Below are 15,217 nucleotides of genomic sequence, written 5' to 3' on the forward strand. Positions count from 1 at the left end.
GCGCGCGCAGACGGCAGCCTGGTCAGTGCAGCGCTTCTTGTGTAATCGCAGCATCCAGCCGTGCGATGTTGGCGCGCTGGACCGAGGCGCCGGCACGGACCGACAGGCGCAGTTCGGGATGATTGTATTGCAGACAGGCGGCGGCGATACTGCGCAGCGCCTGCGGAGCATGGACATACAAATCGCGGGCGCGTGCCGGCGTCAAAACGGCGCCCGCCACATACCGCTTCCCGCACGACAGATCGCTGACGGGATAACGGCGCACGGCTGCAGCGTCCGGCAGCACCAGGCCAAAGTCGGCATCGTGGCTGGCGTCGGTCACGCGCAGCGCTTGCCTGTCCGCTTCCGGCTCGGGTACGCTCAAGCCGGACGCGAGGAGATCGACGCCGGTGATGGTTTGCCAGGCCCAGCCCGCGTAGCGTGCGAGCCCGGGCATGTCCATATGGTCGACGAGGAGCGGTAAATAGACCGGGTCGCCATGCCATGCGATAAAGTTCAGGCGAACGCGCACGGGCAATGCGTCCAAGGCGCCCGCGTAGGCTGCGCCGGGAACGTGAAGCAACGCCAACTGCTGCACCCAGCGCGTCAGCCGACGCTGCGCCTGCATGGCGTACCAGCCCGTGGCGCAGGCAAGCATGTCCGCCTGCGCTACAGCGCAGTGCCACAGGACGGGCAGGAACAGCCTTGCCTCACTGCGGCGCGCCTTTCCAGCCTGTGATCGACTGCCGAGCGCGATCGCCGCTTCGGCGCGTACCGCCACGACCGGGTCATCCAGCAGCGCCTCCAGCAAGGCATCCGCGCCTTCCCACGGAGCGGCCCCTACGGGAAGGCAGGCAGCGGCGCGGCAGGCAGCTGCGCGGACATGCTGGTCCGGATCAGCGAGGAAGGTAGCGAGAGGCTGGTCCATGGCGCATACGGCATCACGCCCGATAAGGGCGATGGCACGCAAAGCGGCAACCTGCATGACGCTGTCGCTGCCTGTGCCGGTCCATTGCGCAATGACGCGGCAGGCATCGGCAAGCGGCAGCCAGGCCAGGGCACTGATAACGCCGCGCAATAACTGGTCCGGATTGGCGCGCACCGATTTGAACAGCGCCTCGACGCAGGCCTTATCCGCCATGGCCAGCGCGACATGCGTGCAGACGAATGCCTCGGCCGGCTTTCTCCAGCGTTCCAGGGCGCCGTGGCAATGCGGCCGAGCATCGGTACCGGCGATAAACAAGCCCTCCAGATGCGCTCGGAGCAGATGGCTCAGATTGGACAAACCGATCAGGCCAAGCTTTGTCGAACTGGCGCAAGTATCATGCTGGTTCCAGTAAAATGCGGCATCTTCGGCGTGGCGGCGGACCAGTGGGGAGATCACCTTGGATATGGCTTGATGTGTCATGTCGCTATCGACCCAGTCTTCAATCTTCGTACCGGTCGATTAATCGACGCCAGGTCGTGCCATCGAAGCTCCTGACGGAGGTAAGGCTGGCAATCACCAGCAAGCCGTCGTGCACATCCATATGGCCGGACATCGGTACCGTGTTTCCCTCATGGCTGACGCGCTCCAGCGTTGTACCGTTCAATTGATAGAACTGGTAATCGGAAGCGAGCCAGAGCTTGTCCTGGAACCACAGCACATCGTTCCAAAGAACGCTCGAGGCACCTTGGTAAATCAACTTCCATGTCGACTTCTGTCCGACCCACAGACTGCCGCCTTCACCGGAGATGTAGACCTTGCCGTCACCCGCGCATGTCACAGTGGCCAGTTGCACGTTGCTCGGAAAACCCTGTTGCGTCCATCGCATCCCATCAAAATGCCAGACATCGCCATGACCGCCAACGGCGTACATGTCCGATTCGGAAAAGGCATCCATATCCGAAAAACCAAGCTTGGTGGTGACCTGCTTCACCTTAGGGAATCCTTCCTGGAACGGCACCCACTTGCCCATGTCAATGCGCTTGTAAATCCGCCGTCCGACGCCGATGGAGTAGGTAAAACCGTTGATGCATTTCAGCCTGCGCGTGCCAGGCCAGTTGTCCGGGTCGATGTGCTCCATTGGTCCCTCCACGCCTCCACCGCGCGGATACACATCGCCGTTTCGGTTCATGGCGGCGACCAAACCGCTGGGGCGCGGGAACGGAGCCCGCGACACACCGACTACCGGATGGGCCATCCCGGTCAGCTCGCGGACACCACAATTGAGTCCCTCCGCGCGATCGGTATACATCACGATCAGTCGCGTCGGAATGTCATGATCGAACAAATGGGAGGCCTCGTCGATGGACATACGTTTGCGTGCACAAAAATGGAGCGCCCGTTTATCCAGAATTGCGACATCGACGATCTCGAATTCGGAGAAAACTTCAGTCCATCGCTTTTTATCCAAAAATATACTCACTGGTAGTCCTCGTGTTTAGTTGACATTCGGCCCCGGAACAGTTGCCGGATCGGCCACTTTGGCCTGCGCGTCCATCATCTTGGGCCTGGCATTTCCACCACAAACTTCGTTGTAGTAAGCCGCCAGCTGCGCCCGAATGCACTTGTATGAACATTTAGAAAGAGGAAAAGCTTCCTGATGTGACTTCGCGCCAGCGTTCAACGCGTCACTCATGCTCATGCTGCCGTCGGACGCAATTTTATTATCTTGAGCCAAGGCGACGTGTTGAGTAGCAAGCGCGACGTGCGCGCGCTGATGGCTACCGGCATTTTGGCTGGTACCTTCGGCGCAGACCGTTGGTGCTGCAGTGTGTTTATACTGGGGACATACCCCTTCCAGAGACTTTTCCGGCAACAAATGATGGCCAGTCTGACCAAAGCAACAGCCCCCGGTTTTGGTGGCTTCGTGATTGGCATCCCTGTTGGGCGGCATGTTCGTAGCGGCCCCATACGGGACCAGATTGCATTTCCGCGCGCGTACGCAGTCATTCAAGGTCGCCAGCATATCCTGTCCATCAGCGGCAAGTTTGATCGCCGCGTCTTCTTGCTCAGCAGGCCTCACGTTCTTGAATTTACTGAAATCGTCCCGCATGTTGTTCAACTCTGGGAGTTTATCCTGGAGATACCGTGCTACCAGGCTGAGAACCATGATTGTGGCGCAGGTGCCGTGTCGACGAGGAGCGATCAGGCGAACTTCGAAAAATCCGGCTTGCGCTTTTCAAAGAACGCAGTGAACGCTTCCTTCGCTTCGGGCGCCAGCAGCATCGCCCCGAACAAGGCGTTTTCGGCGCCCATGGACGCTACCCTCTTGACTTGAACAAGATCGAGCACGTGGCGCCGATCCTGGTACGTTCGATCCAGAATGGGCCGACGATCGCGTGGCCGAAGCGCGCCTATCTCGGCACGCGGCCAGGAGACCTCACCGGCACAGGTCCCGGACAGTCGAGCAAGGCGTTATAAGCCCGGCGTCGAGTCTCGCATAAGTCGAGACTGAATTTTTCCAGAATCTATGACGTAGCGCGAGAATTCTCGCATCAAGCGAGATCCGATCTCACATACGATGAGATTATTTGGCGATTTCTCGCATAAGTGGAGAATAAGCAGATTGCCAGTTCAACAAGCTGGTCCGGGTTCGACCGGCAGCCGATGATCGACCGCATCGGCGGATACGAGCTCCCGCGTGCACCCGCTGGCGGACTGACATCTATATCAGCTTTCAACCGCCGTTAACAGCAAGTCGTCGATGATGACAAGTAACCGCTAGCGACTGCGGTTTCACTCCCGATGTTTTTCCATCCTGACGTCCCCCTCGCCGACCGCAGTCTCATTGCCCCAGCCAAGATGACGATATAACTGTGCAGCTCGACTCGACTTAGCTGTTTCCAGCCAGGCGACCGGGTGCGATTCGAACAGCGCGGATTCACACGCTTTTATCAGTCCCGTGCCGATGCCAAGCCCCTCATATTCGGGCAAAACAAACGCGGCGAACAAACAGGCCGTGTCCAGGTCGATCATGGAAAAACCAATCACCTGGGTATCAACCGTCGCCACCCAGGCGCATGGGGAGCGTTCAATCTCGGCTGCTATAAATTCAGGCGTAATTCCAAGCTCGAACAGCTCTCCAGCTGTGAGCACGTTTTCTCGAACCGACGTTCTGACGTCGAACATGGCATTGACGTCTGTGGTTAACGCTGGACGTATCTGGAAGGTCGGGGTGCCGATGATCATGGGTCGAAGTTAAAAAGTGGTCGGTGTCTGTTGTTGGCCGGGTGCCGTCGCCGGCACGCTCCACACCCATGCGGTCAGTCCGATTGCGGTTTTGGCGCGCATTGTGCGTCTTTAAATTTAGTCAAGTCAAGAACCATTTGCCACTGGTCGAGTCCGGGCCCATACCCTTCGGGATGATGCGGTCAGGCACGAATCCAAACTGCGCGTAAAAACCCTGGGTGTGCTGGCTGGTGTCTAGGCGGACTGTCTCGATACCAGGCACCTCACTTGCCGCCTTGAGGCGAGCCCAGGTCAGCATCTTGCCGAGTCCGGTGCCGTCGAGCTTGTTGATGACCATTCCCCAGCAGAAGTCGGCCGATTTAGCATCCTTGTTGATCGCATGTCCGCCGCAAGCAACGAGCCTGCTGTTGCGTTCGATAACCTGATAATCCCAAGCGACGGCGTAACCAGCCAAAAAGTGTTCGAATTCTGCACGCTCTACAGGAGCGAAAAACCTCGGGGTATTGCCGTCAAAGATATCCAGGCATGCCAGCACGTCGGAAGAGCGATAAGGCCGAATCATATCCATAAACTGTATTTTTCAAACACGGCGAGCGTCCGTCGTTGCGTTGGCATTGGCTCTGGCCTGAGGCGGGCGTCGGTGTCAAGCGAGGGCCAAGAAAGGCCCTCGAAGCAATTCCAATCTCAAGGTATGCGAGTTTCAAGCCCGGTGCGGGCCGGGCTGCAAACGATCAGGCGAACTTCGAAAAATCCGGCTTGCGCTTCTCAAAGAAGGCGGTGAACGCTTCCTTCGCTTCGGGCGCCAGCAGCATGGCGCCGAACAAGGCGTTTTCGGCGCCCATGGTTTCGGTGATGGCCGCATTGCGCGAGCGCTTCATCAGCGACTTGGTCGCGCGGATCGAGGCGGCCGGCAACGCCACCAGCTTGGCCGCCTGGCGCGCCGCGTACGGACGCAGTTCGTCCAAGGGCAGCACCTTCGACACCAGGCCCATGTCGTAGGCTTCCTGCGCCAGGAACGCTTCGCCGAGCAGCAGCTTTTCGGCCGCGCGCGCAAAGCCCGCCATCTGCGGCAGCAGCAGGCTCGATGCGAATTCCGGGCACAGTCCCAGCTGCGAGAACGGCATCGAGAACTTGGCGTTGTCGGCCGCGTAGACCAGGTCGCAGTGCATCAGCAAGGTGGTGCCGATACCGACCGCCGCCCCCGACACCGCCGCCACCACCGGCTTGCTGCTGCCGGAGAGCGCGCGCATGAACTGGAACACCGGACGCATCTCGGGCGGCACGCCTTCGACCGGGGCCGAATTCTTCATGAAGTCGTCCAGGTCGTTCCCGGCCGTGAAGATCTCGGGCTTGCCGGCGATCAGGATCGCGCGCACCGCATCGTCGCTCTCGGCGTCGACCAGGGCGTCGGCCATGGCCTGGTACATCACGGCGGTGATCGCGTTCTTGCGCTCGATCCGGTTGAATTCGATGGTCAGGATGCCGTCGGCCTTGCTCGTCAAAATATCCATGTAGTCTCCAAAAAGTGACAAGGGCGCCGAGGATTGAACCGCAGCGCCCTAGATGACATTATTTTAAGCTGCGCTTACACGCGTTCGAAAATACCTGCCGCGCCCATGCCGGTGCCGACGCACATCGTGACCATGCCGTACTTGAGGTTATTGCGGCGCAGCGCGTGCACCACGGTCGCGGCGCGGATCGCACCGGTCGCGCCCAGCGGGTGGCCCAGCGCGATCGCGCCGCCCATCGGGTTGACCTTGGCCGGATCCAAGCCCAGGTCGCCGATGACGGCCAGCGCCTGCGCGGCAAACGCTTCGTTCAGTTCGATCCAGTCCAGCTGGTCCTGGGTGATGCCGGCGGCCGCGCAGGCGGCGGGAATCGCCACCTTCGGGCCGATGCCCATGATTTCGGGCGGCACGCCGCGCACGGCGAACGAGGAGAACTTGGCCAGCGGGGTCAGGTTATGCTCGCGCAGAATTTTTTCGCTGACGATCAGCAGCGCACCGGCGCCGTCCGACATCTGCGAGCTGTTGGCTGCCGTGACCGAGCCCTTGGCCGCGAACACCGGCTTGAGTTTGCCGAGCGACTCGAGGGTCGAATCGGCGCGCGCGCCTTCGTCGGTATCGACAGTGCGGGTCTTGACGTCGACCTGGCCGGTGGCCAGGTTCGGGGTGCGGGTGATGATCTCGACCGGGGTGGTCTCGTCCTTGAAGAAGCCGGCCTGCTGCGCGGCGATGGCGCGGCGGTGCGACTCGACCGAGAACGCGTCCTGCTGCTCGCGCGTCACCTTCCACTGCTTGGCCACGTTTTCCGCGGTCAGGCCCATGCCGTAGGCCATGCCCACATTTTCGTCGGTGAACATATTCATGTTCATGGCCGGGTGGTGGCCCATCATCGGCACCATCGACATCGATTCGACGCCGCCGGCGATCATCACATCGGCTTCGCCGACGCGGATGCGGTCCGCCGCCATGGCGATCGCGGTGATGCCCGATGCGCAGTAACGGTTGACGGTCACGCCGCCCACGGTTTTCGGCAGGCCGGCCAGCAGCACCGACATGCGGGCGATGTTAAAGCCCTGCTCCGCTTCCGGGAACGAGCAGCCGATGATGGCGTCGTTGATCAGCGCCGGATCGAGGCCGGGCGCTTGCGCCATCGCGTTTTGCAGGACGCGCACCAGCAGGTCGTCCGGACGCGTGCTCTTGAACATGCCGCGCGGCGCCTTGCCGATCGGGGTGCGGGTTGCGGAGACGATGTAGGCGTCTTGAAGTTGTTTGCTCATAGTGTTCTCTCAAAAATTCTGTGGTTCGAAATGGGGATGCACCGATCTATCTTTTTTCCGACAAATACCAGTCGACCTGTACCTGCGCTGCCAGGGTGCCGTGTTCGTCGAAGACGTCGACTTCCACCGGAAACGCCACCTTACCCTCTGCTTTCAGCGTGGCCTTGAGCGCCGCCACATCGCCCGGAACGCGGCCGCTGGCGCGCGTCGCGCCCTTGGCCACCTTCTGGTACTGGATGCGCGACTCCTTGGCCACCGGCCGCAGACCGAGAATCAGGTCGGCGAACGCGCCCGCCATGGCCGCGCCGGACGCCGTTTCGGCCAGCGTGAACAGGGCCCCGGCGTGCTGCGTGCCGAGGTGGTTGTTCAGTTTCGGGTCGGCCGGCATCGACACCTCGGAGGTGCCGTTGCCGATCGCGTCGATCCGGATGCCCAGCAGCTGCACGAACGGCAGCGTGTCCATCATTTGCTGCTTGATACGGTCATACACCATGCTCGGTCTCACTCGCAGTAAAAGTTTGAACGCAAGGGATACGGCCCCCCGGGCCAGGATCGACATCGGTCGATCAGTTGCGTACCGGTTTACCGGTCTGCATCATGCCCATGATCCGTTCCTGGGATTTCGGATGGTTCAGCAGTTCGAGGAATGCCTTGCGCTCCATGTCGAGGAACCACTGCTCGCTCAACTGGCTGCCCTGGTCGATGTCGCCACCGCTCACGATCTCGGCGATCATGTCGCCCAGCTTGTAGTCGTGCGCCGAGATGAAGCCGCCGTCGCGCATGTTGACCAGTTGTGCGCGGATCGTCGCCCAGCCGTAGCGGCCGGTCGCGGTGATCGTCTTCTTCATCGGAGGACGGTAGCCGGCGTCGAACATCGCGCGCGCTTCCACCTTGGCCACGTGCAGCAGTTCGTACGGGTTGAAGACGATCACGTCGTCTTCCTTCAGGTAGCCCATCGCTTTCGCTTCCAGCGCCGATTTCGACACGTTGGCGGTTGCCGCGTTGGTGAAGCCGGTCTTCAGGAAGTGCAGGATGTCCGAACCCTTGGCTTCGTTCGACGCGCGTGCAGCCGCTTCCTTCAGGCCGCCGCCGGCGGGAATCAGGCCCACGCCCACTTCGACGAGGCCGATGTACGATTCGATCGAGGCGACGCGCTTGGACGCGTGCAGCGCCATTTCGCAGCCGCCGCCCAGCGCCAGGCCAGCCACCGCGGCGACCACCGGCACGTTCGAGTATTTCATCGCCATGAAGGTATCCTGCAGCAGCGCGATACCCGGTTCCATGGCCTTGGCGCCGCCTTGCATGAACAGCGGCAGTGCCGATTGCAGGTCGGCGCCGGCCGAGAAGGCGCCGCCTTCGGCCGCGTCGGTATTCCAGATGACCAGGCCCTTGAAGTTCTTTTCCGCTTCGGCCTGCGCCATTTTCAGGCCGTTGATCACGCCTTCGCCGATGACGTGCATCTTGGTCTTGAGCGAGATGATCAGCACGTCGTCGTCCTGGTGCCAGATGCGCACCGAGTCGTCTTCGTGGAAGGTGGTGCCGGCGGTCTTGCCGTCGACAGCGCCGGCGCCCAGCACCGGTGCGCGGAACGGCTGGCGCTCGTACACGGCCAGGGTGGAACGCGGCACGTAGGCGTTTTTCGACGCCGAGAACGAACCTTCAGGCGTGTGCACGCCTTTTTCAGCGACCTGGCCTTCGAAGACCCATGCCGGCAGCGGCGCCGAGCACAGTGCGTTGCCGGCGTCGATGTCTTGCTTGACCCAGTTGGCGATCTGGGTCCAGCCCGATGCCTGCCAGGTTTCGAAAGGACCGACGTTCCAGCCGAAGCCCCAGCGCATCGCGAAGTCGACGTCGCGCGCGTTGTCGGCGATCGAGCCCAGATGCACGGCGATGTAGTGGAAGGCGTCGCGGAAGATCGCCCACAGGAACTGGCCCTGCGGGTTGGTCGATTCGCGCAGCGCTTTCATCTTCTTGACCGGATCCTTTTCCTTCAGGATGCGGGCGACGATGTCGGCAGCCTTGCCGCCGCCGGCGACGTAATCACCGCTGGCGAAGTCGAGGCGCTGGATCTCCTTGCCGACTTTTTTGTAGAAACCGGCGCCGGCTTTCTGGCCCAGCGCACCGGCGGCGACCAGCTTGGCCAGCACGTCCGGGGTTTTGTAGACGGAGAAGAAAGGATCGTCCGGCAGGTTGTCCTGCATGGTCTTGATCACATGGCCCATCGTGTCCAGGCCGACCACGTCGGCGGTACGGAAGGTGCCCGACTTGGCGCGACCGAGCTTGGCGCCGGTCAGGTCGTCGACCACGTCCACGGTCAGGCCGAATTTTTCGGCTTCGTGGATGATCGCCAGCATGCCGAAGATGCCGACGCGGTTGGCGATGAAGTTAGGGGTGTCCTTGGCGCGCACGACGCCCTTGCCCAGGGTGGTGGTCAGGAAGCCTTCGAGCTGGTCGACGATTTCTGGCTTGGTGGACTCGGTCGGGATGATTTCGACCAGGTGCATGTAGCGCGGCGGGTTGAAGAAGTGAACGCCGCAGAAGCGCGCTTTCAGTTCGGCGTCGAAGCCGTCGGACAGCTTGGTGATCGACAGGCCCGAGGTGTTCGAGGCGAAGATCGCGTTCGGCGCGATGTGCGGCGCGACCTTTTTATACAGGTCGTGCTTCCAGTCCATGCGCTCGGCGATGGCTTCGATGATCAGGTCGCAGCCGGCCAGCAGTTCGAGGTTGTCTTCGTAGTTGGCGATTTCGATCAGGGCCGCGTCGTCCTTGTTGCCGAGCGGCGCAGGGCTGAGTTTTTTCAGGTTGTCGATGGCGCGCTGCACGATGCCGTTCTTGTTACCGTCTTTGGCCAGCAGGTCGAACAGGACGACCGGTACCTTGGCGTTGACGCAGTGGGCGGCGATCTGCGCACCCATCACGCCGGCGCCGAGCACGGCGACTTTTTTAACGATGAAATTGGTCATGGCTTTCCTTTGTTTTCCGAATTACTGTTTGCGTCATCCCATCACGCCGCACCGCCTGAGCGTCGCCCCCGCGAAGGCGGGGGCCCAAGTTCGTCGATAAGCTGCGAACTTGGGTTCCCGCCTGCGCGGGAACGACGATCAGAGACCTGTGGCCACGGGGAGCACTCGTATTAGAACAAGTCGGCGTCGAGCGCCATCAGGTTGGCCGAGCCGGAACGCGCCTGGCGGATCAGCATGGCGGTCTCTGGCTGCAGGCGCGCGAAGTAGAAGCGCGCGGTCGCCAGTTTGGCTTTGTAGAAGTTGTCGCCCGAGTCTTCCTTGGCCAGCGCGATCTTCGCCATCTGCGCGAAGAAGTAGCTGTAGATCAGGTGACCGACAACGCGCAGGTAAGGCACGGCCGCCGCGCCCACTTCATCCGGATTCTGGAAGGCCTTCATGCCGATTTCCATGGTCAGCTTGGTGACCTTGTCGCCCAGGTCGCCCAGCGGCGTGATGAACTCCGACAGCGCTTCGTCGGTGCCGTTTTCTTCGACGAAGTTCTTGATCTTCTCGCCGAACTTGCGCAGCTTGGCGCCGTTGTCCATCAGGACCTTGCGGCCCAGCAGGTCGAGCGACTGGATCGTGTTGGTGCCTTCGTAGATCAGGTTGATGCGGGCGTCGCGCACGTACTGCTCCATGCCCCACTCGGCGATGTAGCCGTGGCCGCCGTAGACCTGCATCGCTTCCGAGGTCGCGATCCAGCCGTTGTCGGTGATGAAGGCCTTGATGATCGGCGTGAGCAGCGCGACTTCGTCGGCGGCGTCCTTGCGCACTTCTTCGTCAGGGTGATTCAGTTCGCGGTCGATCTGCAGCGCGGCGTACGAGGTGAATGCGCGCGCGCCTTCGGCGTAGGCCTTGGCGGTGAGCAGCATGCGGCGCACGTCGGCGTGCACGATGATCGGGTCGGCCTGCTTGTCCGGTGCCTTCACGCCCGACAGGCTGCGCATCTGGATGCGGTCTTTCGCATACACCAGCGCGTTCTGGTAAGCCACTTCGGTCAGGCCGAGCGACTGCATGCCCACGCCCAGGCGGGCCGCGTTCATGAACACGAACATGGCGTTCAGGCCCTTGTTCGGCTGGCCGATGATCCAGCCCTTGGCGCCGTCCAGGTTCATCTGGCAGGTCGAGTTACCGTGGATGCCCATTTTTTCTTCGATCGCGCCGCAGGTGATCGGATTGCGCTCGCCCAGGGTGCCGTCCGCGTTCGGCAGGAACTTCGGCACCAGGAACAGCGAGATGCCTTTCGAGCCTTCCGGTGCGTCCGGTACGCGCGCCAGCACCAGGTGCAGGATGTTGTCGGCGACGTCATGTTCGCCGGCCGAGATGAAGATCTTCGAGCCGGTGATCGACCACGAACCGTCTTCCTGCGGCAGCGCCTTGGAACGCAGCATGCCCAGGTCGGTGCCGCAGTGCGCTTCGGTCAGGCACATGGTGCCGGTCCACTCGCCCGAGACCAGTTTCGGCAGGTAGGTCTTTTTCTGTTCGTCGGTGCCGTGCTCCAGCAGGCACTCGTAGGCGCCGTGCGACAGGCCCGGGTACATGGTCCATGCCTGGTTGGCGGAGTTGAGCATTTCGTAGAACGAGTTGTTCAGCACCACCGGCAAGCCCTGGCCGCCGTATTCCGGATCGCACGCGAGCGCGGCCCAGCCGCCTTCGACGTACTTTTTATACGCTTCCTTGAAGCCTTTCGGGGTGGTCACCGACTTGGTCGCCGCGTCGTAGTGGCAGCCTTCGCGGTCGCCCGAGTGGTTCAGCGGGAACAGCACGTCCTGGGTGAACTTGGCACCCGATTCCAGCACCTGGTTGATGATGTCGCTGTCGACATCTTCGAATTTCGGCAACTGCTTCAATTCGTCGGATACATTGAGGAACTCGTGCAGCACGAACTGCATATCCCGAATTGGCGCGACGTATTGACCCATGATTTTCTCCTGACGAACGTATGGTTGGTGACCAGGCCAGCGACGCGCTGGACCCGGCAAGGTGATGACTAGATTGCTTGATTCGGTTATTGCGCCTGGTTCGGTTGATTCCTGGACGGATTCTGGTAATTCATGATCAGGCGCTCGAAGCCGCTGCGCGCGCGATCGACGCTGCCCGGACGACGCAGGAAACGCGCATCGTGGTGCAGTGCCAGGATCAGGCCGTACATCTCGTAGACCAGCTGGTTGGCGTCGGTATCGGGCTTGAGGTCGCCGCACTCGATGGTCTGCTCCACACATCTTAGCAGCGCTCCCTGCCACGCACGCACCATCGACACCAGTTCCTCGCGAATCGGGCCGGGACGGTCGTCGTATTCGACGGCGCCGCTGATATAGATGCAGCCGGAGGCGATTTCGACGCTGACGCGCTTGATCCAGCGGGCATACATGGCCTTGAGGCGCGAAATGCCGCGTGCTTCCTTGACGCTCGGGAAAAACACTTCCTGCTCGAAGCGGTGGTGGTAGAGCTTGAGCACTTCCATCTGCAAGTCTTCGCGCGAACCGAAGTGCGCGAACACGCCGGACTTGCTCATGTTCATCTTGTCCGCGAGCAAGCCGATCGTCAGCCCTTCCAGGCCGTCACGGCTGGAGAGGTCGAGCGCGACGTCCAGGATGGCGGCTCTGGTGAGCTCGCCCTTGCGCATGAATTTGGCTGAAGTGTTAATAGATGGTCCCGTTGGTAGTTAAAAATGCGACCCGCTGAATATAAATCCGAACGCTCGTACTATTATCCACTACAAAGCAAATGTCAAACGGGAACTTAGAGGCGAGAGTCTATTGCTGCAGTGCAGCATAAGCTGCATTTATGCGGTGCAAATCGGGCTCCGCCACCGGCAGAAGTGGCGGCGCAGCGTGCTTGCATCACGGCCGGCTTCACTCCCCCGCCTTGCTGATCGCGCGCCGGTCGCGCTTGGTCGGCCGGCCCTTGATGGTGGTGCCCGGCTCGCGGTACAGCTTGCGCGCCTCGGCATCGTTCTCGCGCTTGCTCACGCTCTCGTCGGTTTCTTCATACAGGGTGCGCGCGATCGGCGCCCCGCCGCGCACGTCGGAAATGCGCATCACCCGCACTTCCCAGGTCTCGGCGCCGTTGTCGATGAAGAGCTTGTCTTCCAGCTTGACCGTGCGCGCCGGCTTGATGCGCTCGCCGTCGAGGCGCACCTTGCCCGTATCGACCGCATCCGTCGCCAGCGAACGCGTCTTGAAGAAGCGCGCCGCCCATAACCATTTGTCTACTCGTACATTGTCCATCAGGCATATCCTATAGCGAAAATCCGCATCGCCATTTTATAGAAGAAGTAAGCCACCTCGTAGCCGCTGCGCCGTACCCATCCCACGTGTTCAAAATCTTCGCGGCAAATCATGACGCCGTCGGCGATCCCGCGGCGGATGTGTTCGCGCATCGACGTGGCGAATTGCGCATCCCTGACCACCACATTCGCTTCCTGGTTCAGGAACAGCGACAGGCCGTCGCAATTGCTCGATCCCACGGTCGACCAGTCGTCGTCGACCACCGCCACCTTGGCGTGCAGCTGGGTCTTGCGGTATTCGTACACCTCCACGCCGCTGTCGAGCAGCTTGGGATAGAAGGAGCGCGCCACCATGTCCTGCAGCTTGATTTCGCCCACGCCGATCAGCAGCTTGACCTCGACCCCGCGCTCGGCCGCGATCGCCAGGGCCTTGCGGAATTTGTGTCCGGGCGCAAAGTAGGGATTGACCAGCAGTACACTTTTCTTGGCATGGCCGATCGCGTGCAGGTAGGCGCGCTGAATGGTATGGCGGTTGCGCAAGCTGTCGCGCACCACGAAGGCGGCCTGCATCGGCTTGTCGCCTTCGAGCGCGTGGTCCTTGCGCATTTCGCGGAACAGGCCGATCCGCTTCATCAGGCCCAGGTGGCCCACGCGCGCCCACTGGGTCTGCATTTCGAGGTGGATGGCGGCCACCAGCGGGCCGCGCACCTGCACCGCAAAATCCCAGCGCGGCGCCGGCAGGCGCTTGCCCGGATCGTAATCGCAGTACCAGTCGTCGTTGACGTTGATGCCGCCCACAAACGCCACTTCCCGGTCGACCACCACGATCTTGCGGTGGGTGCGCGCCACGCCGCGCTTGAACCAGGCATTAAAGGCGCGAAAGCGCACGTTGGCGGCGGCAAACGCCACACCCAGCGCGGTCGAACGCGCATGCCCGGTGCCCCACCAGTCGGTCACCACGCGCACCTTGACCCCGCGTTCGCCCGCGCGGCACAGGGCCTCGGTCACCGCGCGCCCGGTTGCGTCGTCGGCGTAGATATAGGTTTCGAAGTAAATGTCGTATTGCGCGGCATCGATCGCCGCAATCACCGCAGGGAAGAACGCCAGTCCGGTTTCGAGCAGGGTAATGTCGTTGTTTGCGGTGTAATGGACCGAGCGCATAGTGCTTCAGGTTGGTGGCAAAGCCTCAGGCCAGCTTGAGGTTGGCGACGATGGGGGCGTGATCGGATAATTTGGCCCATAAGGACCCGTGCAGGACCTCGGCCGCGTCGACCTGGAAGCCGCGCACGTAAATGCGGTCGAGGCGGAAGAACGGCAGCGCGGCCGGGAAGGTGCGCGCCGGATACACCGTTTTTTCGCGTCCCGAAAAACTGCGCACCATATCGCCCAGGCGCGAGCGCGCGCCCAGTTCGTCGAACACTTCGCTCACGCCCAGTTCCTTGCGCAGCTTGTCGCTGAGGGTGTTGCGCCAGTCGTTGAAGTCGCCCGCGATGATGACCGGCTCGCCGTCAGGCGCCGAGGCGTTGACGCAATCGATCAGCGCCTGGGTCTGGCGCCCGCGTCCCGATTCGAACAGGCCCAGGTGGACCACATAGCAATGCACCTGGCATGTCGGGGTATCGAGGATGCAGTGAAGAATGCCGCGCTGTTCATACGCATGGTCCGACACGTCATGGTTGTGGGTGCCGCCGATCGGATAGGCCGACAGCAAGGCGTTGCCGTGGTGGCCGTGGTCGTAGACCGCGTTCATGCCGTAGGCGGAATGGTGCGAGTCGCCCGCGAAATATTCGTGCTGGGCACGCTCGGGCCAGTGGCGGTGTCCGCGGCTCTCGTCGCCGAACTTCGCCGAATTGCGGTCGTGCTTGCCCTGCACTTCTTGCAGGAACACGACGTCGGCGTCGAATTGGGCGATCGCCTTTTTCAGGGCCAGCACGCGCGGTGTGCTCCGGATGGAGGACACGCCTTTGTGGATATTATAGGTAGCGACACGGATCTTCATGGGAACATTCTAACCCCATCGGTGGATGTTCTTCAGAAGGAACTCTATCGTG

15 protein-coding genes and 1 pseudogene are annotated in these 15,217 nt (G+C 61.7%); 1 reads left to right on the forward strand and 15 read right to left on the reverse strand.

Annotated features, from left to right (window positions below; genetic code table 11):
- Positions 1 to 22: 22 nt before the first annotated feature.
- The 4 genes and pseudogenes from EJB06_RS21865 to EJB06_RS21880 form a co-directional block, all read right to left on the reverse strand.
- Entirely contained in the window at positions 23 to 1,387 is a 1,365-nt protein-coding gene (locus EJB06_RS21865) for a HEAT repeat domain-containing protein (RefSeq protein WP_126076128.1), read from the reverse strand.
- A 19-nt stretch (positions 1,388 to 1,406) separates the two neighbouring features.
- A complete protein-coding gene (locus tag EJB06_RS21870) occupies positions 1,407 to 2,387 on the reverse strand; it encodes a beta propeller repeat protein (protein ID WP_126076129.1) in 981 nt (326 codons plus the stop codon).
- Between the two features lie 15 nt (positions 2,388 to 2,402).
- Positions 2,403 to 3,017, reverse strand: coding sequence for an HNH/endonuclease VII fold toxin-2 domain-containing protein (locus tag EJB06_RS21875; protein ID WP_229427218.1), 615 nt, complete (start codon positions 3,015 to 3,017; stop codon positions 2,403 to 2,405).
- Between the two features lie 92 nt (positions 3,018 to 3,109).
- A pseudogene (locus EJB06_RS21880) lies at positions 3,110 to 3,223 on the reverse strand (enoyl-CoA hydratase); the annotation flags it as partial.
- A 15-nt stretch (positions 3,224 to 3,238) separates the two neighbouring features.
- On the opposite strand from EJB06_RS21880, the gene EJB06_RS31990 reads away from it, so the two are divergent.
- The gene (locus EJB06_RS31990; RefSeq protein WP_164557997.1) at positions 3,239 to 3,385 is read left to right on the forward strand and encodes a hypothetical protein; all 147 of its coding nucleotides are present in this window, start codon (positions 3,239 to 3,241) and stop codon (positions 3,383 to 3,385) included.
- A gap of 315 nt (positions 3,386 to 3,700) precedes the next feature.
- Here EJB06_RS31990 and EJB06_RS21885 read toward each other — a convergent pair whose 3' ends face one another.
- The 11 genes from EJB06_RS21885 to EJB06_RS21935 all read right to left on the reverse strand — a co-directional run bounded on the left by EJB06_RS21885 (position 3,701) and on the right by EJB06_RS21935 (position 15,165).
- Positions 3,701 to 4,153 carry a GNAT family N-acetyltransferase gene (locus tag EJB06_RS21885; protein ID WP_126076131.1) on the reverse strand — a complete coding sequence of 151 codons (453 nt, stop codon included), beginning with the start codon at positions 4,151 to 4,153 and terminating at the stop codon, positions 3,701 to 3,703.
- Between the two features lie 121 nt (positions 4,154 to 4,274).
- Complete coding sequence (locus tag EJB06_RS21890; protein WP_198420889.1) at positions 4,275 to 4,721, reverse strand: GNAT family N-acetyltransferase; 447 nt, start codon at positions 4,719 to 4,721, stop codon at positions 4,275 to 4,277.
- 163 nt (positions 4,722 to 4,884) lie between these two features.
- Entirely contained in the window at positions 4,885 to 5,664 is a 780-nt protein-coding gene (locus tag EJB06_RS21895; RefSeq protein ID WP_126076132.1) for an enoyl-CoA hydratase, read from the reverse strand.
- A gap of 74 nt (positions 5,665 to 5,738) precedes the next feature.
- Positions 5,739 to 6,935 carry an acetyl-CoA C-acyltransferase gene (locus tag EJB06_RS21900; protein WP_126076133.1) on the reverse strand — a complete coding sequence of 399 codons (1,197 nt, stop codon included), beginning with the start codon at positions 6,933 to 6,935 and terminating at the stop codon, positions 5,739 to 5,741.
- A 46-nt stretch (positions 6,936 to 6,981) separates the two neighbouring features.
- A complete protein-coding gene (locus EJB06_RS21905) occupies positions 6,982 to 7,428 on the reverse strand; it encodes a PaaI family thioesterase (RefSeq protein ID WP_126076134.1) in 447 nt (148 codons plus the stop codon).
- A 73-nt stretch (positions 7,429 to 7,501) separates the two neighbouring features.
- Positions 7,502 to 9,898, reverse strand: a complete 2,397-nt coding sequence (locus tag EJB06_RS21910; protein WP_126076135.1) for a 3-hydroxyacyl-CoA dehydrogenase/enoyl-CoA hydratase family protein — start codon at positions 9,896 to 9,898, stop codon at positions 7,502 to 7,504.
- Positions 9,899 to 10,068: 170 nt separating this feature from the next.
- Complete coding sequence (locus tag EJB06_RS21915; RefSeq protein WP_126076136.1) at positions 10,069 to 11,859, reverse strand: acyl-CoA dehydrogenase C-terminal domain-containing protein; 1,791 nt, start codon at positions 11,857 to 11,859, stop codon at positions 10,069 to 10,071.
- 86 nt (positions 11,860 to 11,945) lie between these two features.
- The gene (locus EJB06_RS21920; protein ID WP_126076137.1) at positions 11,946 to 12,563 is read right to left on the reverse strand and encodes a TetR/AcrR family transcriptional regulator; all 618 of its coding nucleotides are present in this window, start codon (positions 12,561 to 12,563) and stop codon (positions 11,946 to 11,948) included.
- Positions 12,564 to 12,792: 229 nt separating this feature from the next.
- Positions 12,793 to 13,167 (reverse strand): RNA-binding S4 domain-containing protein, encoded by a 375-nt coding sequence (locus EJB06_RS21925; protein WP_126076138.1) that lies wholly within the window; start codon positions 13,165 to 13,167, stop codon positions 12,793 to 12,795.
- Entirely contained in the window at positions 13,167 to 14,327 is a 1,161-nt protein-coding gene (gene clsB, locus EJB06_RS21930; protein WP_126076139.1) for a cardiolipin synthase ClsB, read from the reverse strand. Before clsB ends, EJB06_RS21925 begins: the two co-directional genes overlap by 1 nt.
- Before the next feature lie 25 nt (positions 14,328 to 14,352).
- Complete coding sequence (locus EJB06_RS21935) at positions 14,353 to 15,165, reverse strand: endonuclease/exonuclease/phosphatase family protein (RefSeq protein WP_126076140.1); 813 nt, start codon at positions 15,163 to 15,165, stop codon at positions 14,353 to 14,355.
- Positions 15,166 to 15,217: the final 52 nt, after the last annotated feature.

The sequence above is a fragment of the Massilia atriviolacea genome (assembly GCF_003953935.1).
Classification (GTDB): Bacteria; Pseudomonadota; Gammaproteobacteria; order Burkholderiales; family Burkholderiaceae_D; genus Telluria_A; species Telluria_A atriviolacea.